Here is a 21,054-nt window from a genome sequence, read left to right as displayed (position 1 = left end):
TCAGTCCTGGTGCAGGCGGATGAGGTTGCCGCAGGAGTCGTCCACGTCCACGTAGGTCCCGGACGGATCCGCCACGGGCTCGCCGAGCACGCGCAGTCCGGCTGCGGCGAGACGCTCCGCCTCGGCCGCCACATCCGCGACTCCGAACACGATGGCCGGCATTCCGGCTTCGTAGACGCGGGAGCGGTAGTCCTCGCCGATCGGGTTGTCACTCGGTTCGAGCAGGAGGCCGGGGCCGCCCGGAATGGAGGCGTCCTGGACGATGAAGAGGTTCGCCTCCGGGATCGCCATCAGGGTGTCGAAACCGAACTTCTCGGTGTAGACGGCATGAGCCGCGGCCGGGTCGGTCACATGGATACTGCACATCTTCACTCGCATGAAATCAAGGGTAGTCCCCTTCGCTTCGCCCGGGCCGGAGCGTTCGCCGGACGGTATCCCCGGGCTTGTCGGAGGGACCGTGTAGCGTCTGATCCATCACTCCACAGCACCCGGAAGGATCCGCATGAACGCCTCCCACCCCGTGACCGTCCACGGCGCCGTCGCCCCCGGATTCGAACGCACCCGTCAGGCCTTCGCGCAGGGTTTCGAGGACCGGCCCGGCATGGGCGCCGCCGTGTCCGTCTACCGGGACGGGGAGAAGGTGGTGGACCTCTGGGCCGGCACGCGGGACGCCCGCTCCGGACAGGACTGGGAGGAGGACACGGCCGCGGTGATGTTCTCCTGCACCAAGGGCCTGGCCTCCGTGCTGGTGGCCCGCCTCGTGGAGCAGGGTCTGGTGGACTACGACGTCCCGCTGGCCACCTACTGGCCGGAGTTCGCCGCCCAGGGCAAGGACCGGCTCACGGTCCGGGAGGCACTGGGCCACCGCGCCGGTCTGTCAGCGGTCCGCGAGAATCTGACCCGGGAGCAGATCCTGGACTGGGAGTTCATGACGGACCTCCTGGCCGCCCAGGAACCGCTCTGGGAACCGGGCTCGGGCTACGCCTACCACTCCATCACCCACGGCTGGCTGAGCGGCGAGCTCATCCGGCGGGTCACCGGCCGGAGCGCGGGCACCCTCTTCCAGGAGGTCTTCTCCCCGGTCTCCGCGGAGGCCTGGCTGGGCCTGCCCGCCGAAGAGGAGAACCGGGTGGCCCACATCAGCCTTTCCGAGGCGTACCGCCAGGGCGTTCAGGCCATGCAGCAGCTGCCGAACCCCTTCGCAGCATCCGGCCCGACCCTGGGCGGCGCCCTGCCTCCGGAGCTGGTGACGGAGGACCGTGGCGCCAATGACCGTGCCTTCCACGCCGCCGAGTTCCCGGCCGCGGGCGCCATCAGCACGGCCCGGGGCCTGGCGGCCCTCTGGTCCGCGACGGTCCGGGACACCGCGGGCGTCACCCTGGTGGCCCCGGAGACCCTGGAAAACGCCCTGCGTCCGGTGAGTGAGGGTCCGCAGGAGCTGGACATCCCGGGACCGTGGGCGGACCGTTTCGCCGCGGGCTTCCAGCTGCCGGGCACCGATCAAGACCTGCTCAGCCCGTCCGGCTTCGGGCACTACGGAGCCGGTGGACAGCTCGCCTTCGCCGACCCCACGCACGGCGTGGGGTTCGGGTACCTCAGCAATTGGATGGAGCCCGACGCCGGCCGCGCCACCGCCGTCGTCCGTGCGCTGCGGGAGGACCTCGCCGCGCTCTGAGCCGCGGCCGGGCGGAACACCCGTTAAACGCCGACGCCGCACCGGGGAGTCAGTTCCGGTGCGGCGTCGTGCGCCTGTTGCGAGGCGTGCCTCCGCCCCCGGGATCTTCCGGGGGCCGGGGACGGTGGTGCGGCCTGGATCAGGCCTTGGCTGCGGCGATGATGCGGTCGGCGGTCTTCTGGCCCATGCGGACCGCGCCGTCGACGTGCTGGTAGCCTTCGGCGGCCAGGTCGGAGGAGGACCAGTAGATCGGGCCCACGGCGTCGTGCTGCGACTTGCCGTAGCGGCTCAGGCCACCCAGGTCGTAGCTGGCGGCGTAGGCGCCACGGGTCCACTCCTCGGAGCCCCAGTCGGAGAGGTAGAACACGGAGGGGTTCTTGGCCTCTTCGCCGAGGTAGGTCGCGATGGAGTCGAGGATGGCGGCCTTGCGGTCCTCCTCGCTCAGTTCGAACATGGCGTCCGCCTTCTCGTCGGAGACGAAGCCCACCAGGGTGCCACGGGGATCCTCGTGGTTGGTGTTGTCGTACACCTCCTGGACGATGGAGTCGGCGCCGAAGCAGGTGCCGGAGAGGCCCTTCTCGCGCCAGAACGGGGTCTCGTACACGGCGTGGACCTTGATGACCAGGCCCAGCGACTGGTGCTGGTGCATCTGGTGCTGGCGGCGGGGCAGCGGCGGGTTGAAGGACACACGGCTGTAGAGGTTCGGCGGCACGGCCATGATGACGAAGCGGGCGTTGACGATCGCACGATCGGACTCGGCCACCACCTTGTAGCCGCCGTTGCCGTCCTCGGTGTAGTTGATGGTGCGGACCGGGGAGTCCAGGACCACGTCATCGCCCAGCTCAGCGGCCTGGAGCAGCGAAACCTGCTGCATGCCGCCCACCACGCGCTTGTCCAGGATGAAGTCCTCATCCGTGAGGTTGGTGAAGGAACCCGCGGAGGCGGCCATGAGGATCGCCTGGAGTGCGGAGAAGGCGTGGGCCGGCTTGGTCAGCATGCCACCGGCGATGAACAGGCCGATGTTGTTGCAGGCCTCCTCGTTGCTGGAGTTCTGACGGAGCCAGTGGTGGAAGGAGATGGTGTCCAGTTCGCGGGACTTGGCGTGCGCCCAGGGCTCCTCGGCGCCGATTTCGGCGGCGAGTTCATCCATGATGGCCGTGAGGCGATCCATTTCGGCGGCCGTCTCCTCGTCCACCGGGAAGCTGGCGCCGGTGTAGCGGCTGAGCTTGCCGTCGGCGCCCAGGTAGATGGACTCGCCCTCGCGGTAGCGGGAGTACATCTCCAGGCCCAGCTCGTCGAGCAGTTCCATGAGCACGGTCTGGTCCGGCGAGACCCACTGGCCGCCGATCTCGAGCATGGCGCCGTCGATGGTGTCGGTCCAGGTGCGCCCACCCACACGATCACGAGCCTCCAGGACGGCCACGCTCAGGCCGGCCTTCTTGAGCCGACGGGCTGCGGTCAGGCCGGACGGGCCGGCGCCGACGATCACGACGTCGCGATCAAGAGTGAGCATTTTTCCTCCAAGTGGATGGGTCAGGTGGTGCCGTGACTCGGGTCACTAAATGAACACCATTCATTTAGAATGACTATAACCCATAAGACGCATCTCGCAAAGACCCCGTCGCCGGGTGCTCCTCCCGCTAGAGTGGTGCAAGCCCCAGACCTGACGAACGAGGAACCCCATGAGCACCCCCAGCACCGCGGACCAGGCCCCCCGTCGTCGCGTGGGCCGGCCCATCAAGGCCGTCCTGACCCACGACTCGATCGTCCAGGCCGCCCTCGAACTGGTGACGGTCAAGGGCTACGAGGGCCTCACGATGTCCGCCATGGCGAAGAAACTGGGGGTTTCGCCGTCCGCGCTGTACAACCACGTGACCAACAAGCAGGAGATCCTCATCCTGGTGGAGGACCACCTCGCCGCCCAGGTCGACGTGAGCGCCTTCGACGGCGAGCCGTGGGAGGAGGCCGTCCGGCACTGGGCCTGGAGCTACCGCGAGGTCTTCGCCCAGCACACGCCCCTGATCCCCATCATCGCGGTGCTGCCGGTGACGGACGCCCCGCGGACGCTGGCCATGTATGAAGTGGTCAGCGCCGGATTCCGGCGGGCGGGATTCCCCGAAGCCCGGATCGTTCCGGCCATCGTCGCCCTGGAATCCTTCATCTTCGGCTCCGCCTACGACGCCACCGCGCCGTCGGACATCTTCAGCACGGGCTCCGAAGGCGAGAACACCCCGAATTTCACGTCGGCGGTGGCCAGCTTCGAAGAGGCTGAGGGCGGGAGCAACCCGGACCGCGCCTTCAGCATGGGTCTGGACGCGCTGATCGGCGGATTCCGCGCCTTCCTGCCCGCGACATCGCCGGCCTGACCGGCTCAGGCGACCACCGCTCCGTCCAGATGGAAGAGCGAGGCGAAGCGCTCCAGCAGGCGCGCGTCGCCGTCGAGCACGTGGACCGCGCCTGAGCGCTCCGCCTCCTGCGGCGACAGCGTCCCGGCGATGAGCTCACGCAACCGGGGCCCCGCCGCGAACTCCACGGCATCCACCTCGCCCGGTGAGGACGGCGCTTCCCCGCCGACGACGACGTCGAGACGCCCCTCGGCGGAGCGCGCCACGAGAGTGACGTCCCCCAGGTGGAGGGTGAAAACGGTGGGCGGGACACGCGCGGCGGCCTCCGCGTCGAAGGCCGTCCGTAACGCCATGGAGAGGGAGCCCGCGGTGACCTCGTCCCCTTCGCGAGGTTCTCCCATCGCCTTGAACCCCCAGCGGCCGAGCGCCAGAATCACATCCTCCAGCTCCCGGCCGTACGACGTGAGCTCGTAGACCAGCCCGCAGCTCGGCACGGGAACGCGCCGCACCAGACCGGCCCCCTGGAGCTCCTTGAGCCGGTCACTGAGGATGTTCGTAGGGATACGGCTCAGGCCGTTCTTGAGATCGGAGTAGCGGCGCGGGCCCACCAGGAGATCCCGGACGATGAGCAGCGTCCAGCGCTCCCCCACCAGTTCCAGGGCCCGCACCACACCGCAGTACTGGCCGTAATTCCGCGCGGCCATGCGTTCCTCCTTCGCTCGTCGGTGCTTTCAGTCGGCCGCCTGTTCGGAGACGTGCTCGCCCGGGCCGTTCTCCACGGCCTGCGGCTCCATGAAGACGAACTCCAGGATGTTGCCGTCCGGATCCTCGACCGAGCGCGAGTACATGAACCCGAGGTCCTGGGGATCGCGGTGCTCCTTGCCGCCGCCGGCCACGCCGGATTCGGTGGTGCTGTCCACGTGCTCACGGGAGTCCCGGCTGATCGCGGTCAGGACCTGGATCTGGGTAGCGGGGTCCACCAGCTCACGGGTGGTGAAGGTGGAGAAGAACTCGCGCCGCAGGATCATGAAGAAGACGTTCTCATCCACCACCACGCAGGCCGCGTTCTCGTCGGTGAAGAGGGGGTTGATGGTGAAACCGAGGGAGGTGTAGAAGGACTTGGCCCGGTCCAGGTCGCTGGTGGGCAGGTTCACGAAAATCATGGTGCTCACGTCGATACTCCGATGCTGTGATGTCACTTGCTTTTTGCAAGTAACTCCATCGTGACGCGCGCCACAGTGGGTGTCAACGGGTGGGCGGGAACTCTTGAGAGCGGCTCCGTCCGAGGCCCACCGCCGCCCGGACAACAAAAAACTCCCGGTTCAATGAACCGGGAGTTTCCCTTTGTGCGCGAGGGGGGATTTGAACCCCCACGCCCTTTCGGACACTGGCACCTGAAGCCAGCGCGTCTGCCGTTCCGCCACTCGCGCGCACTTTGCTTTCGCCGTATCCGGCGAAAGCAACGGGAACAATCATAACCATGTTCGCGCCGGAATGTGAAATCGAGGTGAAGGCCGCTGCCGCTGCCACCTCGTCACCCCCTCCCGGTGCCCGGTCCTGCCGCGCCGGCACTGGGTTCCGGGCCCTCCTACCCAGGACGGAGACCCGGTGGGAAGTTGCTGGGAGTTCTGCGATTTCGGGGCTTTCAGAGGAGTCCGGGGTAGGGTCTGGCGGAGCCTGGACAGTAGTATCGGATTCAATGGCCGGCACTTCGCCGTCGGCCGTCCCTGGGTGATGTCCCTCAGGAAGCGAGAGGAAAGGAGTACGTCATGGGATTGCTTGACCGTGTTGAACGCGGCCTGGAAAAGGCCGTCCGTGGCGTCTTCAGCGGCGGTTCCAAGGCTCAGCTGCAGCCCGTCGAGATCGCCAGCCTCCTGCGCCGCGAAATGGACAACAAGGTGCTGACGGTCTCCACCAGCCGCAGCATCGCCCCGAACAGCTTCGAAGTCCTGCTGGGCGAATCGGACTACACCCGCGCCGAGGAATGGGGCACCGCCCTGGCCGAGGAGCTGTGTGATGTGGTCATCGCCCACGCCAAGAGCCAGGGATACACGCTTCCGGGACCGGTGCGCGTGGCGTTCGTCCGTGAACCCTCCCTCAGGCCCGGTGACGTGACCGTGCAGTCCCGCGCGGACAAGGCCCAGGGCGCCGCGCCGTCGTCGTCCCGCCAGCAGGCGTCCCCGCCGTCGGCGCCGGAGCGCTCCCCGGCCAGGGTCCAGGCCGTCCTGGACCTCAATGACCAGCGCTACTCGCTGAACGCGGCCAGCATCATCCTCGGACGTGCCACGGACGCCGACATCCCCGTGGACGACACGGGCGTCTCCCGCCGGCACCTAGAGATCCGCACGCAGGGCAACGCCACCTGGGCCGTGGACCTGGGTTCCACCAATGGCAGCTACATCAACGGCCAGCGGCTGGAGGGCAGCATGGAACTGACGGACGGTTCCGTCATCACCATGGGACGCACCCGCATGATCTTCCGGCTCATTCCCGTCAACCCGGGGAGGAACGCATGAGTGAACTCAGCGACCTGACCGTCACGGCACTCCGTTTCGGTTTCCTCCTGCTGATCTGGGTGCTGATCTTCAGCATCGTCTCGGCCATGCGCCGGGATCTCATGATCGGCGGGACGGCGAAGACGGGCGCCCTGACCGCCCGCCAGCTCCGCAAGCACCCCGAACTCGCCCAGGCCCAGGCGCCCGTGGCCCGCCAGCAGGCACGGCACCTGGTGGTCACCGAAGGACCACTCGCCGGAACCCACCTGGACCTGGCCTCCAGCCCGATCCTGCTGGGCCGCGCTCAGGAGGCGACGCTGGTCCTCGAGGACGATTACGCCTCGGGCCGTCACGCACGCCTCTTCCCGCAGGGCAGCCGCTGGTTCATCGAGGACCTCGGCTCCACCAACGGCACCTACCTCGGCGACCAGCAGCTCACCCGAGCGCTTCCCGTTGAGCTGGGGGTCCCCGTCCGGATCGGCAAGACGGTCATCGAATTGAGGCCGTGACCTTGGCATCCGACGAGAAGAACGCAGAGCTGGGCCCTGAGGGGACCCGGCCGCATCTGGTCATGCACTACGCCGCACGGTCCGATGTGGGGCTGGTGCGCGCCAAGAACGACGACTCCGCGTACGCCGGACGCCACCTGGCCGTGGTGGCCGACGGCATGGGCGGCCACGCGGGCGGCAACGTCGCCTCGGCTTCCACGGTGCTGGACCTGATCCACCTCGACCACGATGAATACGACGGCGACGCCGGGACCGTGCTGGCGGACGAGATCCAGACCGCGAACTCGATCCTGTCCCAGCTCGTCCACGTCGACCCGCTCCTGGCGGGCATGGGGACCACCGTCACGGCACTGCTCCTGGCCGACGGCAAACTCAACTACGCCCATATCGGCGACTCCCGCGCCTACCGTCTCCGCGACGGCGCCTTCGAACAGGTCAGCGTGGACCACACCTTCGTGCAGCGCCTGGTCGACGAGGGGCGCCTGCGCCCGGAGGAGGCCGAGACCCATCCGCACAAGAACGTGCTCATGCGCGTCCTCGGCGATGTTGACGCCAGCCCCGAACTCGATCTGAACTCCCTCGAAGCCCGCGAGGGCGACCGCTGGCTGCTCTGCTCGGACGGCCTGAACTTCGTCCCGCATCACATGGTGGAGGCCGTGGTGCGCGGGACCGCGTCGGTCGCCCGCGCCGCCGACCAGCTCATCGAGCTCACGCTCGCCGCCGGCTCCCCGGACAACGTCACCGTGATCGTGCTGGACCTCGTGGCCGACGACGCCGGACCCGCCGCAGCGGGCACGGCACCGGCCGCGGCGGCCGGCACCGGGGTTGGCGCCGAGAGCGCCGCATCGGAGGACGCCGCGCCGGCTTCCCCGAGCCCGGAGTCCGCAGACGGACCCGCGGAAGCGTCCGACCCCGCGGAGCAGCCCGGGAAGACCACACCCGACCCGGCTTTCACGGAGGGGATCAACACGGTCCTCCTCACCCCGTCTCCGGCCGAGGACACCCGGACGGACCCCAATCTGGGAGCCCACCTGACGGCCGAGGTCCTGCGCCTGGAGCTGGAGGCCCGCCCCCACGAACTCGTCGGCGCCGCGGCCCTGGCCCTGGAGACCGGCAAGATCCCCAATATCGCCGGCCGCGCCGTCGCACGGCGCGCCGCGACCGTTCTCACGCACCGCCAGGAGAGCCCGGAAGCGGAGCTCGAGGAGGAGGCCGCAGCGCCCGCCGGGCGGCCCCGCCGTCGCTGGTTCCGCTGGGTCGTGACGCTGCTGGTGCTCGCCGTCGTCAGTGTGGGCCTCTGGTTCGGTTACGCCTGGACCCAGACCCGCTACTACGTGGGCGAGGTCGACGGACGGGTGGCCATCTACAACGGCGTCTCGCAGCAGCTGGGCCCCATCAAACTGTCCACCGTGCATTCGGTGACCGAGATCCAGGTGAGCAGCCTGCCGTCCTTCTCGCAGCAGCGCGTTCGGGAGACCATCCCGGCCCGTGATCTTCCGGACGCCGAGCAGGTGGTCCGCAACCTCAGCCTCGGTTACGACTTCGACGAGCGCCAGTGCCCCACGGGCTCGCCGTCGCCGTCGGCGGTGCCCACCGGCAAGAGTTCGGCAAGTCCGGGGACGGCCACAGCGAAGCCCGGCGCCTCGGCCACGCCGAAACCCTCGGCCTCCACTTCGGCCACACCCACGGCCCCGGCCGGTTCGCCCGCAGCCTGTGGAGGTGCCCGATGAGTTCAGCGGTGGCCGCCCCGCCGGTGATCAAGCCGCGGCGCAACATCGAACTGGTGCTCCTGATCCTCGCCCTCCTGGTGGGGATCGGCGCCAGCGTCATGGTCGGCATCAACAACCCGGATTCGTTCAACGGGGACTTCTGGTTCCAGTCGAGCCTCCTGGTCGTCGCATCCCTCGCGGTGCATATAACGCTTCGCCTCCGCGCGAAATATGCCGATCCGTTCATTCTTCCGATCGTCGTCGCCCTGAACGGCCTCGGCCTCGCCATGATCCACCGGCTGGACGGGCCCAAGAGCGACGTCGGCAACACCCAGTTGCGCTGGACGCTGATCGCCGTCGTGTGCACGATCGCGCTGATCTGGTTCCTCAAGGACCACCGGCGGCTGCGGCGGTTCACGTACATCTCGCTGGCCGCCAGCGCCGTCCTGCTCGTGCTGCCTCTGGTCCCCGGACTCTCCGCAGGCGAGATCAACGGCGCCAATCTGTGGATCAAGCTCGGGCCCTTCACCTTCCAGCCCGGTGAGATCGCGAAGATCACCCTCGCCATCTTCTTCGCCGGTTACCTCTCCGTGAACCGCGATCTGATCCTGCTGGCCGGCCGCAAAGTGGGCAAGCTCCAGTTCCCCCGCTTCCGGGACATGGGCCCGATGCTCGCAGCCTGGGCCGTCAGCATCGGCATCCTGGTCCTGCAGCGGGACATGGGCACGTCCTTCATGTTCTTCAGCCTGTTCATGGTGATGATCTACGTGGCCACCGGCCGCGTCAGCTGGGTCATCATCGGAGTGAGCCTCATCGCCGTGGCCGGCGTCGTGGCCGCACAGCTGTTCTCCCACGTGAAGTACCGCATGGAGAGCTGGGCCAACGCCTTCGACCCCGAGGTCTACAACCGTGACCTGGGCGGCAGCTACCAGATCGTGCAGGGCCTCTTCGGCATGGCCGACGGCGGTGTCTTCGGCACCGGCCTCGGACAGGGACAGCCCAACAAGGTTCCGTTCTCGAACAGCGACATGATCATCGCCTCCTTCGGCGAAGAGCTCGGCCTGATCGGCCTGACTGCCATGATCCTGCTCTATCTGCTGCTCATCACCCGTGGCTTCCGCGCCGCCCTCGGCACCCGGGATTCGTTCGGCAAGCTCCTCGGCGTGGGTCTGTCCTTCGTCATGGCGGTCCAGTGCTTCGTGGTGATCGGCGGCGTCACGCGCCTCATCCCCCTGACCGGTCTGACCACGCCGTTCCTCGCGGCCGGCGGGTCCTCTCTGCTGGCCAACTGGATCGTCGCAGGCCTGCTGCTCATGATCTCCAATGTGGCCCGTGGCCCAGTCGACACCAGCCCGCTGCGTGACGGCGAGGCCCCGTCGAGCAGCCCCTCCGCCACGGTGGCCGCGCCGTCGCATCCCACCACGCCCGCTCTGGGCACCGCGCAGGGCCAGGAGGTGCACCCGTGAACCAGTCCATCCGCAACGCCTGGATCGCCACCGTGGCGCTCTTCGCCCTGCTCTTCGGCGCCATCAGCTACATCCAGGTGATCGGCGCCCAAGACCTGAGCACCAATGCTCTGAACGACCGGGCCCTCCAGCGGAACCTCTGCAGCGACCGGGGCACCATCCTGGCCGGCGGGCAGCCCATCGCGGAGTCCGTCCCCGGCAATGAGGACTGCAAGTCCAAGCGGAGCTACCCCGGCGGAGCCCTCTACGCGGGCATCACGGGCTACTTCTCCACCAACGGAAGCGCCGGGTCCACGGGCCTGGAACGTGAGCTCAACGGCGCCCTGACCGGCGACTCGGATCAGCAGTTCCTGGAGCGCGTGCGCCAGCTGTTCCTGGGCAAGCAGCCCCAGGGCGCCAACGTCGAGACCACCATTGATCCCAAGATCCAGAAGCTCGCCTACGATCTGATCCCGGATGACATCGAGGGCTACGCCGTGGTCCAGAACCCCAAGACCGGCGCGATTCTCGCGATGGTCTCGAAGCCCTCCTACGACCCCAACACGGTCGCCAGCCTCGACGGTGACGCCGCGCGGGCCGCGAAGGCCAAGCTGGACGACACCAAGGGCATCAACCTGTACCAGAACGTCTCCGGTCCCACCGGCGCGCTCATGGCACCCGGCTCCGTCTTCAAGCTGATCGACACCGCGGCAGCCCTCGAATCGGGCAAGTACAACAAGGACTCGGTCCTGCCGAACCCCGCGGAACTGACCTTCCCAGGCCTGCAGTACACCCTGCCGAACTACCGCGGCGGCCAGTGCTACGCCCGGGACAAGAGCAGCTTCGACTTCGCCCTGGCGAACTCCTGCAACACCCCGTTCGCCAGCATCGCCCTGGACCTGGGTGAGAAGAAGATCGCGGAGACGGCGAAGAACTTCGGCATCGGCCAGGACCTCGGCGACCGGCTGGACCTTCAGTACGCCCAGAGCCGTTTCCCGACGGATCTGGACAAGCCCCAGCTGGCCCAGTCGGCCATCGGCCAGTACAACGTCCAGGTGACCCCGCTGCAGATCTCCATGCTGACCAGCGCGATCGCCAACGGCGGTGTGCAGATGAAGCCGCAGCTGGTGAAGGCCCTCCGGGCCCCGGATCTGCGCGTCCTCGCCGAGTACAAGCCCGAGCCCCTCCGGACCGCCACGAGCCCCGAAGTCGCCCGCCAGATCACCGAATGGATGGTCGGCGTGGTGGACAACGGCCTGGCCGCCCCGGCCGCCATCCCCGGCGTCAAGGTCGCCGCGAAGACCGGCACGGCGGAGCTGACCGCCGATGACTACAACAACTCCTGGTTCACCGGCTTTGCCCCGGCGGACAATCCCCAGGTGGTCGTGACCCTCGCCTTCCACGGCGTGAATTCGGCCACCGGAGCGCAACTGACCAGTCCTAACGCGAAGAAACTCTTTGAGGCGGTGTTGAACAAGTGAGGCCAACGTCTGGAATCACTCTCGGCGGGAGGTACCGCCTGACCACGCGCATTGCCATCGGCGGCATGGGCGAGGTGTGGAGTGCGCAGGACCAGGTCCTGGGGCGCACCGTCGCCATCAAGATCCTCAAGGAGGAGTACACGGGTGACCCCGGCTTCCTGGAGCGTTTCCGCAACGAGGCCCGCCACACGGCACTGCTGAACCACGAGGGGATCGCCAACGTCTTCGACTACGGCGAGGAGGGCGGCTCCGCCTACCTCGTCATGGAACTGGTGCCCGGCGAGCCGCTGTCCACCATCATCGAGCGCGAGCACGTCCTCAGCCCGGACCTCACGCTCAACATCATCGCCCAGACCGCGCGTGCCCTCGCCGTCGCGCATGAGAAGGGCCTGGTGCACCGCGACGTGAAGCCGGGCAATCTGCTCATCACGCCGGACCGCAACGTCAAGATCACCGACTTCGGCATCGCACGTCTCGCCGATCAGGTGCCGCTCACCCAGACCGGCCAGGTCATGGGAACCGCCCAGTACCTGGCTCCGGAGCAGGCCACCGGCCAGACCGCCACCGGCTCCAGCGACATCTACTCGCTGGGCATCATCGGCTACGAGTGCCTGACGGGCCACCGGCCGTTCTCCGGGGAATCGCAGATCGCGATCGCCCTCGCCCAGGTCAACGATGCCCCGCCGCCCCTGCCGGACTCCCTGGCCAAGCCCATCCGCGCCCTGCTCATGTCCATGCTCGCCAAGGACCCCGCGAACCGCCCGGCCAACGCCCTCAAGCTCTCCGAGGCGGCCGAGGCCATCCGGCGGGGCGACATCGACGCCGCCCATCGCGCGGTTCCGGGCATGCTCCTCTTCGAGTCCACCACGGGCCCCATCACGGCGCCCGTGGATGTCCAGCAGACCGCGGCCACCACGGTGGTCCCCCCGGTCGGCGCCACCACCGCGACCTCCGCCCTGCCGGTCGTCCCGGCGGAGCAGCTGACGGCGGAGCGGAACTGGCTCACGGACGACGAAGAGGACTACGAGGAACCCACCCCGGAACGCGAGGAGAAGAAGCGCAGCGCCTGGGTGTGGCCGCTGATCATCCTCGCCGTGCTGGCGGTGCTGATCTTCCTGGGCGTGTGGCTGAGCTCGGCGGGCTTCTTCAGCCCCCGCACCGGCACCTCCAGCGCCCCGGTCACGCCGCCGAGCACCGTCGCCACCACTGCCAGCCAGACGCCGTCGGAGACTCCCACCAGCACCACGCCGAGCGCGACGCCGTCCACGCCGGACACCGTCAACATCATCCCGGACGCGTACAACGGCCGGGACATCAATGCAGTACGCACTGAGCTCATCAATCTCGGCCTCGTCGTTGATGCCAAGGGCGTCGAGAACAAGGAGGCCTCCGGCACCGTCATCGACGTCAACCCGGCGGGCCCGGTCGCCAAGGGCAGAACGGTGACCGTCACCTACTCCACCGGTCCCGAGATGGTCGCGGTTCCGAGCATGAACACCACGGTCACCGAGGCCCAGGTCCGGCAGGCGCTCACCAGCGCCGGTCTGGTCCCGCAGGCAGGAGCCGGCTCGGCCCCGTCCGGCACCGTGACCTTCAACCCGCCGTCGGGCACCGAAGTGGCCAAGGGCAGCACCGTGACGTACACGATCACCGCTCCTGAACCGCCGGCTACGCCCAGCCCCAAGCCCACCGGCTCGGCCACACCCTGAGTCCCCGCCGTCCTGGAGCGGCACCCCGCAGCAGTAAGGAGTTTCACCTGTCCACCGGCACGCGCGTCCTCAACGGACGTTACGAACTCGGCGATCTGATCGGTCGCGGCGGCATGGCCGACGTGTACCGGGGTACAGACCTGCGCCTGGGCCGGGATGTCGCGGTGAAAATCCTGCGCGCGGATCTGGCCCGGGACCCACAGTTCCTGGCACGGTTCCGGCGCGAGGCACAGTCCGTGGCGGGCCTGAACCACGTGTCGATCGTGGCGGTCTACGACTCCGGTGAGGAGTCCCAGGGCGATGGCGTGGACGGCGTGAAGGCCCCGTACATCGTCATGGAGATCGTCCACGGCAAGACGCTCAAGGACCTCCTGAAAGCCGGCGAGGTCTCCATCGACCAGGCCGTGGAGTACAGCCTGGGAATCCTGGCGGCGCTCGAGTACAGCCACAAGTCCGGCATCGTGCACCGGGACATCAAGCCCGGCAACGTCATGGTCCGCGGCGACTCGGGAAGGATCAAGGTCATGGACTTCGGCATCGCCCGGGCGGTGACGGACTCCTCGGCGACCATGACACAGACTCAGGCCGTGGTCGGAACCGCGCAGTACCTCTCGCCCGAACAGGCCCTGGGTGAGACCGTGGACGCCCGCAGCGACCTCTACTCGGCCGGTTGTCTGCTCTACGAGCTGCTCACCGGGCGGCCTCCGTTCCAGGGCGACAGCCCCGTATCCGTGGCGTATCAGCACGTCCAGGGCATCGCGGTTCCGCCCAGCAAGCTCAATCCCGAGGTCAGCGCGGCGCTGGACTCCGTGGTGGCGAAGGCCATGCGGAAGAAGCGGGAGGACCGTTTCCCCGACGCCGCGGCCTTCCGGCGCGCTCTGCGCGCCGCCCTCGGGGGTGTCGCGGTGCATGACGCGCCCCAGGACTCCACCGCGGCGAACCTCGTGGCGGTCCCGACGGAAGCGATCAGCGCCGCCGTCGAGGAGCCGACGACGGCGCGCCACCGCGCGGGGGCCGCTCACCCCGGCGATTCCACCACGGCCCTGGCCCAGGTGCCGGACCACGGCGCCGCGAGCGATGGCACCCTTGCGTCCGCCCCGTATGACACGGCGGAGGACGCCCTGACCCTGACGCAGGACCAGCTCAGGGTGCTCCTTCCGGAGATCCGCAACCTCCCCGAGGTGCAGCAGGCTCAGCGCACGCACCGCCGGCATCGCCGCGGCCTCATGGTCACGCTGTGGATCTTCCTGCTCATGGTGCTGGGCGGCGGCGGATTCGGGATCTACAGCTGGCTCACGCGGCCGATCCCACCCGAACTGGTGGCCGTTCCCGCCGTCGCGCAGCTGACCGAGTCGGCCGCCATGCAGAAGCTCTACGACGCTCATCTCCAGCCGAAGCTGTCCCATGTGGCGAGCGCGACCGTCCCGGAGGGCACCGCCATCGGGACGGATCCCCAGGAGGGGGAGATGATCGAGGTCAACAAGGACGTCAAGCTCGTGGTGTCCGCCGGACCCACGGCCGTTCAGATCCCGGACAAGCTCCAGGGGCAGAGCGAACCGGCGGTCCGTGACATCCTGCGCAATGCGGGGCTCAAGGGCACACTGGTGACCACCTTCGCGGACAACGCCACCGTCCCCGCCAACCAGGTGATCGCCACCAAGCCGGCGGCGGGGCAGTCGGTCCCGGTCAACGGCACGGTGGAGATCATCGTCTCCACCGGCAAGGTGGAGGTTCCGGAGCTGCGCGGTCAGACCGTGGACCAGGCCACCACGGTGCTCGAAGGCCTGGGACTTCAGGTCCGGGTCGAGGAGAAGGACAACTCCGTGGTTCCTGCGGGTCAGGTCACGGGTCAGAGCGTGGCGGCCAAGGAACGGATCGATCAGGGTGGTGTGGTGACCCTGACGGTCGCACGTAAGCCCCCGCCGCCGCCCACCCCGAGCAGCAAGCCGACGCCCACTCCCAGCGGGAAGCCTACGGCCGACGGCGGCTGAGCCGGCTTGAGCTGAGCCGGACGCGAACAGGCACAAAAGGGCCCCCAGGACCTCAGTCCTGGGGGCTCTTTCCTATGGCGAGGACTTCCGGCTCACCGCCTGGCGTGCAGCCGGACGTGCAGCCGGACCCGGCCTACTTCCGGATCAGGGGCGACAGCGTCGACGCCTTGGCCGCGGCTCCCGTCAGCCCGAGCGACTCGAGCCAGTTCCCGAGCATCTGGTAGCCGCCCTCGGTGAGGACGGACTCGGGGTGGAACTGGACGCCGCAGAGGGGCGCGGTCCGGTGACGCAGGCCCATGATGACGCCGTTGGCGGTCTGGGCGGTCACCTCGAGTACTGCGGGGATGGAGTCGTTCTCCGCGGCGAGTGAGTGATACCGGGTGGCCGTGAACGGGGATGGCACGTCCGCGAAGAGCGGGTCGGTTCCATGTTCCACCTGGGAAGTCTTCCCGTGCATGAGTTCCGGCGCGTGAGACACGGTCCCGCCGTACGCCTCCGCGAGGGCCTGGTGGCCCAGGCAGACGCCCAGCATCGGCTTGGCGTGCTCGCCGCACCACTTGATCAGTTCGATGCAGACGCCGGCGCCTGCGGGGTTCCCGGGGCCGGGGGAGACCAGGACGCCGTCACGGGACGCGGCCAGTTCGATCGCCTCCTCGAGCGAGACGTCGTCGTTGCGGACCACGGTGGTGTCGGCGCCGAGTTCCTGGAGGTAACCCACCAGGGTGTAGACGAAGCTGTCGTAGTTGTCGATGACCAGGATTGAAGTGCTCATGGGCGTTGCGCTGAACCAATCGTCGAGTCGGTGAAGGAGGTGAACTGGGCCATCCAGGGGAAGAGGAACTGCACCATGAGGAACAGGGCCACGGCCACCAGGATCAGGGTCTGGATGATCCTGAGCCAGAGCGGTCCGGGGAGATGCCGGAAGATCCAGGAGTACATGTGATCAGCCCTTTCCGGAGACCTTGGCCACCACGGAGGCGATCTCACGGGGTGCTCCGGCGCTCAGAGGGCGCCAGCTGTCCATGACGGAGTAGGCGATGATGCGTTCCTCCGAGCCGAAACGGGGATTGCAGCTCGTCATGGTCATCAGGCGCTCCTTCGGCTGAGCCCCGGGCACCGTGGGCACCGGGAGGATCACGTCCACCCGGTTGGGCAGGACGATCTCGGAGTTCCGGTACACGTAGGTGTAGAAGCCTTCACGGGTCTGAACGTAGATCTTGTCCCCGGGCTGCAGCAGGTGGATGTTGTCCAGGACGGAACCGTGGGTCTGCCGGTGCCCGGCCAGGGCGAAGTTCCCCACGGCCCCGGGCATGGCGGTCTTGTCGTAGTGGCCGAGCCCCAGGGTGTCCAGCACGTCCTGGCTGGTTCCCTGGATGAGCGGGCGGGAGTAGTCGGCTCCGAAACGAGGGACGTAGACGACGCCCAGCATCTCGCCGTGAGGCTGTGCCTGGGCCACACGCGGGACACCGTAATCCCGTTCTGCGGTTCCGGCCGGGGGTGCCACGGGGGCGTTGAGCTGCCGTGTGAAGTTCTGAACGGCCTGTTCCTGCTGGTGATCGGCCGTGACGTTGGTCCACCAGAGATCCCAGCCGACGAACAGCAACAGGATCAGTCCAGCGGTCATGAGGAGCTCACCCAGCACCTGGATGACTTTGCGCACCGAGCCTCCTCTTCGCTGAACCCTGTGGTCCGTGACGGCACACGCTCAGAATGGCCCGGGTTCCAGCGGCTACCATTGGAGACTGAACCGCTTGCGCCCCGGCGTCCGCGGCCGGTCCTGCGTGTCCCAGCAGGATATCAAGACCGGCCCGTCGTCCGCTTAACACCACTGGAGGAGCCCCATGCCTGAGTCGAAACAGCGACGCCGCGGACCCCGCCCGGCCGCCACCACCCAGAGCAAGGCGATCAGGCCGACCCCCACCTGGTACAAGGTGGTCATGTTCGGCCTCATGATCCTCGGCCTGCTGTGGATCATGACGTTCTACATCTCCAGCGGTCTCCTGCCGATCCCCGCTCTGAGCGGCTGGAACATCGGCGTGGGCTTCGGCCTGCTGCTCGTGGGATTCCTCATGACCACCCGCTGGCGGTCCTGAACCGCCCAGCCCTGCTTTTCAGGACCCGTCCCGCCAGGGACGGGTCCTGCGCGTTTAAGGCTCCTTGATTCAGGGCCCACCCCGGCCGGACACAGGACCGGTTCCGTCCACAACATCACAGGCAAGTTATCCACAGTGGGGATATTTCTGTGGGAAACCTGCCGATCACGGCACCGTCCGCCCGGATGCGGCCTGCACGGACTCCTGACTTACACGCGTGTAAGTTACCCACAATGGGGACAAGCTGTGGAAAAGGCATTCGGAACCCTTGGCCAAACATGTTACTGACGAGTAACATAGTGGCGTGAACCACAGTTCCCAGGCCGAAGCCTTCCCCTTGCTGTTCAGCCCGCTCACCGTGGACGGTGTGACGTTGAAGAACCGCGTCATCATGGGTTCCATGCACACGGGTCTGGAGGACCACAGCAAAGACGCGGACGCCCTCGCGGCCTTCTATGCGGAGCGGGCCCGTGGCGGCGCCGGGCTGATCGTGACCGGCGGCTATGCGCCCACCCTCAGCGGATGGCTCTCACCCTTCGGGTCCAGTCTCACCTCCCGCCGCCAGCTCGGCGCCCACCGCAAGGTCACCGAGGCCGTGCACCGCGACGGCGGCCGCATCGCCCTGCAGATCCTGCACGCCGGCCGCTACGGCCATCACCCGCTGATCGTCGCTCCGTCGCGGCTCAAGGCGCCCATCACCCCGTTCACGCCGCGCGCCCTCAGCACCCGCGGCGTCGAACGCCAGATCACCGGCTTCGTGCGCTGTGCCCGCCTGGCACAGGCCGCAGGGTACGACGGCGTCGAGATCATGGGCGGGGAGGGCTACTTCATCAACCAGTTCCTCAGTTCGCGCAGCAACCAGCGCACCGATGAGTGGGGCGGCAGCCCGGCCGCACGACGCCGCCTGCCGGTGGAGATCGTCCGCCGGATCCGTGCCGCGGTGGGGGACGGCTTCATGGTGGTGTTCCGGCTGTCCATGGCGGACCTCGTCCCGCAGGGCCAGACCCAGGAGGAGATCCTGGACCTGGCGCGCGAACTCGAGGCCGCCGGGGCGGGCATGATCACCACGGACATCGGCTGGCACGAGTCCCGGGTCCCGACCATCGTCACCTCGGTGCCGCGCGCCGCGTTCACGGAGTTCACCGAGGTGGTCGCCAAGGCCGTGACCATCCCCGTGGCGGCGTCGAACCGCATCAACATGCCCGCGGTGGCGGAGGAGATCCTGGCCGGGACGGGCATCCAGGCGGTTTCACTGGCCCGCCCCATGCTCGCGGACCCGGAGTGGTCCCTCAAGGCCGCGAGTGGTCGTGTGGACGAGATCAACACCTGCATCGGCTGCAATCAGGCCTGCCTGGACCACGCGTTCTCGGGCAAGAAGGTCAGCTGCCTCGTCAATCCCCGCGCCGGCCGCGAGCTCACCCTCACGCTCGGGCCCACCGTGCTCCGCAAACGCATCGCCGTGGTCGGCGCCGGACCGGCCGGACTCGCCACGGCGGTGACCGCCGCGGAACGCGGGCACGCGGTGACGCTGTTCGAGGCCGGTGACGTGATCGGTGGCCAGTTCGGCATCGCGCAGCGCATCCCCGGCAAGGAGGAGTTCTCCGAGACCCTGCGGTACTACACGCGACGGCTGGAACTGCTCGGAGTGGACGTGCGTCTGGGCGAACGCGTCACGGCGCAGGACCTGGCGGGCGCCTTCGACGAGGTGGTCGTGGCGACCGGCGTCGAACCGCGCAGGCCCGCCATCCCGGGGGTCGAGCACCCCAGCGTCATGACGTATGCGGAGCTGGTCCGTGGCACCCGGCAGGCGGGGAAGCGGGTGGCCGTGATCGGCGCGGGCGGCATCGGGGTGGACGTCTCCGAGTTCCTCACGCATCAGGAGTCGCCCAGCCTGGATCTGGACCTGTGGCGCCGTGAATGGGGCGTGAGCACGGACCCGGAGGCTCCGGGGGCTCTGCAGCGTCCCGAACATCAGCCCAGCCCCCGCGTGGTCTACCTGCTGCAGCGCCGGGAGGGCAAGATCGGCGCAGGGCTGGGGAAGACCACCGGCTGGGTGCACCGCGCGTCCCTGAAGGCCAAGGGCGTGGTGCAGCTGAGCGGGGTCAACTACGAGAAGATCGACGACGCCGGCCTGCACCTCAGCTTCGGTGCCGAGCGGAAGGATCCGCGCGTGCTCGAGGTGGACAGTGTGGTGCTCTGCGCCGGTCAGGAGTCCGTGAACTCCCTGGCCGGGGAACTGGAACGGCTCGGACAGAGCGTGCATGTCATCGGCGGGGCGGCTCTTGCCGCAGAAGTGGACGCGAAGCGCGCCATCCGCGAGGGAACGGAACTCGCCGCGGCCTTCTAGGCCCGCACCCCACCTTCCGGCCGGCGTCGTCCGCTTCCGCCGCAGCCCGCCTAAGTGATCGTCCACTCTGGGTTACACACACCCTCTGCATAGCTGATGACGAAGTTATCCACAGCTGTGGACAGGAACTGTGGGAAACTGCGCTCCGCGCCGCCAGAGCAGGGATCCGGGTTCGATGATGCGTCATACACCGCCCCTTGGAAAGCCACAGCTGTGGACATCTCCTGTGGACAGAGCCTTCCAGCGAGTCCCGGGCTGTCCTGGGGCGTCCGCTCCCTGCGAGACGGCCCGACACAACGCCTCCGGACGCGAGCACAGGAAGCGCCGCCCACCTGACTTGCTCGCCCACAAATCCACAAAAAAATCCCCAGATGTTATCCACAGGAGTGGATAACATCTGGGGATTTCGTGCAGTTCGGCTCAATCCCGGTCTGGAGGGCACTGAACTACAGGGCTGTAACTTATTAACACTGTGGACAACCCCTGTGGATTACGAGAGCGCCGGGGCTCCGGCTTTCCACACGGTCAGGATCACCAGCACGGCACTCACCAACGCCAGACCGAGCCACTGCCAGAGCGGAGCCCGCTGGGTCCGTCCGGTGCCCACCAGCACCGCGGCACAGGCGGCGCCCGTGACCAGGCCACCGAGGTGGGCCTGCCAGGCGATGCCGGACACCAGGAAGCCGAAGGCCAGGTTGATCGCGAGCAGCACCCACAGCTGCGTCATGGGCCCGCCACGGCGGCGCTGCACCAGCAGCATGGCGCCGAACAGGCCGAAGATCGCACCCGACGCGCCGACCACACCGCCGTCGAGGGCCGGCGGAACGAGCAGGAGGTACCCCACCGAACCACCGACCGCGGAGATCAGGTACAGCGCCAGGAATCGCGCGCGTCCGAGGAGAGGCTCCAGCGCCTGGCCGAAGATCCACAGGGTGTACATGTTCAGACCCAGGTGCAGGATGTTGCCCTGCGAGTGCAGGAACGCCGCGGTCACCATCCGCCACGGTTCTGTGGTCGCGAATCCGTTCGCGTAGTAGAAGTTCTGGAAGATGAAATCGTTGGGGATCAGCCACTGCAGGGCGTAGACCGCCACGCACACGGCGATGATCGCCCAGGTGACCACGGGCCGGTCCGAAGCGACCGCCCCGCCGAAAGCACCGCGCACCCGCGGCGCCGTCGCCTGCGCCTCGCGGACACAGTCGACGCATTGAACCCCGACGGCCGCCGGTCTCTGGCATTCCGGGCAGGCCGGCCG

The 21,054-nt window shown here is 68.1% G+C and carries 19 protein-coding genes and 1 tRNA gene; 11 read left to right on the top strand and 9 right to left on the bottom strand.

The window, feature by feature from the left end; translation table 11 throughout:
• On the bottom strand, positions 1-378 hold the full coding sequence (locus AB4Y75_RS13460) for a VOC family protein (RefSeq protein WP_441436380.1): 378 nt from the start codon (positions 376-378) through the stop codon (positions 1-3).
• Positions 379-502: 124 nt separating this feature from the next.
• On the opposite strand from AB4Y75_RS13460, the gene AB4Y75_RS13455 reads away from it, so the two are divergent.
• Positions 503-1,675 (top strand): serine hydrolase domain-containing protein, encoded by a 1,173-nt coding sequence (locus tag AB4Y75_RS13455; protein WP_441436379.1) that lies wholly within the window; start codon positions 503-505, stop codon positions 1,673-1,675.
• Positions 1,676-1,814: 139 nt separating this feature from the next.
• Here AB4Y75_RS13455 and AB4Y75_RS13450 read toward each other — a convergent pair whose 3' ends face one another.
• On the bottom strand, positions 1,815-3,188 hold the full coding sequence (locus tag AB4Y75_RS13450) for a flavin monoamine oxidase family protein (RefSeq protein WP_441436378.1): 1,374 nt from the start codon (positions 3,186-3,188) through the stop codon (positions 1,815-1,817).
• Between the two features lie 169 nt (positions 3,189-3,357).
• Here AB4Y75_RS13450 and AB4Y75_RS13445 point away from each other — a divergent pair, with 169 nt between their 5' ends.
• The gene (locus AB4Y75_RS13445) at positions 3,358-4,041 is read left to right on the top strand and encodes a TetR/AcrR family transcriptional regulator (protein ID WP_441436377.1); all 684 of its coding nucleotides are present in this window, start codon (positions 3,358-3,360) and stop codon (positions 4,039-4,041) included.
• A 5-nt stretch (positions 4,042-4,046) separates the two neighbouring features.
• Here AB4Y75_RS13445 and AB4Y75_RS13440 read toward each other — a convergent pair whose 3' ends face one another.
• The 3 genes from AB4Y75_RS13440 to AB4Y75_RS13430 all read right to left on the bottom strand — a co-directional run bounded on the left by AB4Y75_RS13440 (position 4,047) and on the right by AB4Y75_RS13430 (position 5,450).
• Positions 4,047-4,724 carry a winged helix-turn-helix transcriptional regulator gene (locus AB4Y75_RS13440; RefSeq protein ID WP_441436376.1) on the bottom strand — a complete coding sequence of 226 codons (678 nt, stop codon included), beginning with the start codon at positions 4,722-4,724 and terminating at the stop codon, positions 4,047-4,049.
• 27 nt (positions 4,725-4,751) lie between these two features.
• Positions 4,752-5,183 (bottom strand): VOC family protein, encoded by a 432-nt coding sequence (locus tag AB4Y75_RS13435; protein WP_441436509.1) that lies wholly within the window; start codon positions 5,181-5,183, stop codon positions 4,752-4,754.
• A gap of 184 nt (positions 5,184-5,367) precedes the next feature.
• Positions 5,368-5,450: transfer RNA gene (locus AB4Y75_RS13430), tRNA-Leu, on the bottom strand.
• Between the two features lie 339 nt (positions 5,451-5,789).
• On the opposite strand from AB4Y75_RS13430, the gene AB4Y75_RS13425 reads away from it, so the two are divergent.
• The 7 genes from AB4Y75_RS13425 to pknB are packed head-to-tail and all read left to right on the top strand — an operon-like array spanning position 5,790 to position 15,359.
• A complete protein-coding gene (locus AB4Y75_RS13425) occupies positions 5,790-6,536 on the top strand; it encodes an FhaA domain-containing protein (RefSeq protein WP_441436375.1) in 747 nt (248 codons plus the stop codon).
• Positions 6,533-7,024 carry an FHA domain-containing protein FhaB/FipA gene (locus AB4Y75_RS13420; protein WP_441436374.1) on the top strand — a complete coding sequence of 164 codons (492 nt, stop codon included), beginning with the start codon at positions 6,533-6,535 and terminating at the stop codon, positions 7,022-7,024. The genes AB4Y75_RS13425 and AB4Y75_RS13420 overlap by 4 nt, the downstream gene beginning before the upstream one ends.
• 2 nt (positions 7,025-7,026) lie before the next feature.
• Positions 7,027-8,754 carry a protein phosphatase 2C domain-containing protein gene (locus tag AB4Y75_RS13415; RefSeq protein ID WP_441436508.1) on the top strand — a complete coding sequence of 576 codons (1,728 nt, stop codon included), beginning with the start codon at positions 7,027-7,029 and terminating at the stop codon, positions 8,752-8,754.
• A complete protein-coding gene (locus tag AB4Y75_RS13410) occupies positions 8,751-10,199 on the top strand; it encodes an FtsW/RodA/SpoVE family cell cycle protein (protein WP_441436373.1) in 1,449 nt (482 codons plus the stop codon). The genes AB4Y75_RS13415 and AB4Y75_RS13410 overlap by 4 nt, the downstream gene beginning before the upstream one ends.
• Positions 10,196-11,659 carry a peptidoglycan D,D-transpeptidase FtsI family protein gene (locus tag AB4Y75_RS13405; RefSeq protein WP_441436372.1) on the top strand — a complete coding sequence of 488 codons (1,464 nt, stop codon included), beginning with the start codon at positions 10,196-10,198 and terminating at the stop codon, positions 11,657-11,659. The genes AB4Y75_RS13410 and AB4Y75_RS13405 overlap by 4 nt, the downstream gene beginning before the upstream one ends.
• Positions 11,656-13,368 carry a protein kinase domain-containing protein gene (locus tag AB4Y75_RS13400; RefSeq protein WP_441436371.1) on the top strand — a complete coding sequence of 571 codons (1,713 nt, stop codon included), beginning with the start codon at positions 11,656-11,658 and terminating at the stop codon, positions 13,366-13,368. Before AB4Y75_RS13405 ends, AB4Y75_RS13400 begins: the two co-directional genes overlap by 4 nt.
• Positions 13,365-15,359 carry a Stk1 family PASTA domain-containing Ser/Thr kinase gene (pknB, locus tag AB4Y75_RS13395; protein ID WP_441436507.1) on the top strand — a complete coding sequence of 665 codons (1,995 nt, stop codon included), beginning with the start codon at positions 13,365-13,367 and terminating at the stop codon, positions 15,357-15,359. Before AB4Y75_RS13400 ends, pknB begins: the two co-directional genes overlap by 4 nt.
• A gap of 133 nt (positions 15,360-15,492) precedes the next feature.
• Here the strand turns inward: pknB and AB4Y75_RS13390 are convergent, their stop codons facing one another.
• The 3 genes from AB4Y75_RS13390 to AB4Y75_RS13380 are packed head-to-tail and all read right to left on the bottom strand — an operon-like array spanning position 15,493 to position 17,019.
• Entirely contained in the window at positions 15,493-16,131 is a 639-nt protein-coding gene (locus AB4Y75_RS13390; RefSeq protein ID WP_441436370.1) for an anthranilate synthase component II, read from the bottom strand.
• A complete protein-coding gene (locus AB4Y75_RS13385; protein WP_441436369.1) occupies positions 16,128-16,298 on the bottom strand; it encodes a hypothetical protein in 171 nt (56 codons plus the stop codon). Before AB4Y75_RS13385 ends, AB4Y75_RS13390 begins: the two co-directional genes overlap by 4 nt.
• A 4-nt stretch (positions 16,299-16,302) precedes the next feature.
• Positions 16,303-17,019, bottom strand: coding sequence for a class E sortase (locus AB4Y75_RS13380; RefSeq protein ID WP_441436368.1), 717 nt, complete (start codon positions 17,017-17,019; stop codon positions 16,303-16,305).
• Between the two features lie 181 nt (positions 17,020-17,200).
• Between AB4Y75_RS13380 and AB4Y75_RS13375 the strand changes: the two genes are divergently transcribed.
• Positions 17,201-17,452 (top strand): cell division protein CrgA, encoded by a 252-nt coding sequence (locus AB4Y75_RS13375; RefSeq protein ID WP_441436367.1) that lies wholly within the window; start codon positions 17,201-17,203, stop codon positions 17,450-17,452.
• A 304-nt stretch (positions 17,453-17,756) separates the two neighbouring features.
• Positions 17,757-19,799, top strand: coding sequence for an oxidoreductase (locus AB4Y75_RS13370; protein ID WP_441436366.1), 2,043 nt, complete (start codon positions 17,757-17,759; stop codon positions 19,797-19,799).
• Between the two features lie 490 nt (positions 19,800-20,289).
• Here AB4Y75_RS13370 and AB4Y75_RS13365 read toward each other — a convergent pair whose 3' ends face one another.
• On the bottom strand, positions 20,290-20,964 hold the full coding sequence (locus AB4Y75_RS13365) for a rhomboid family intramembrane serine protease (protein WP_441436365.1): 675 nt from the start codon (positions 20,962-20,964) through the stop codon (positions 20,290-20,292).
• Between the last annotated feature and the right edge of the window lie 90 nt (positions 20,965-21,054).

Origin of the sequence: Arthrobacter sp. RAF14 (assembly GCF_052114185.1) — a bacterium.
In the GTDB taxonomy this organism is placed as follows: Bacteria; Actinomycetota; Actinomycetes; order Actinomycetales; family Micrococcaceae; genus Arthrobacter_E.
Note: the sequence above shows the minus strand (reverse complement) of the source record. Positions and strands in the feature narration are given on the sequence as shown.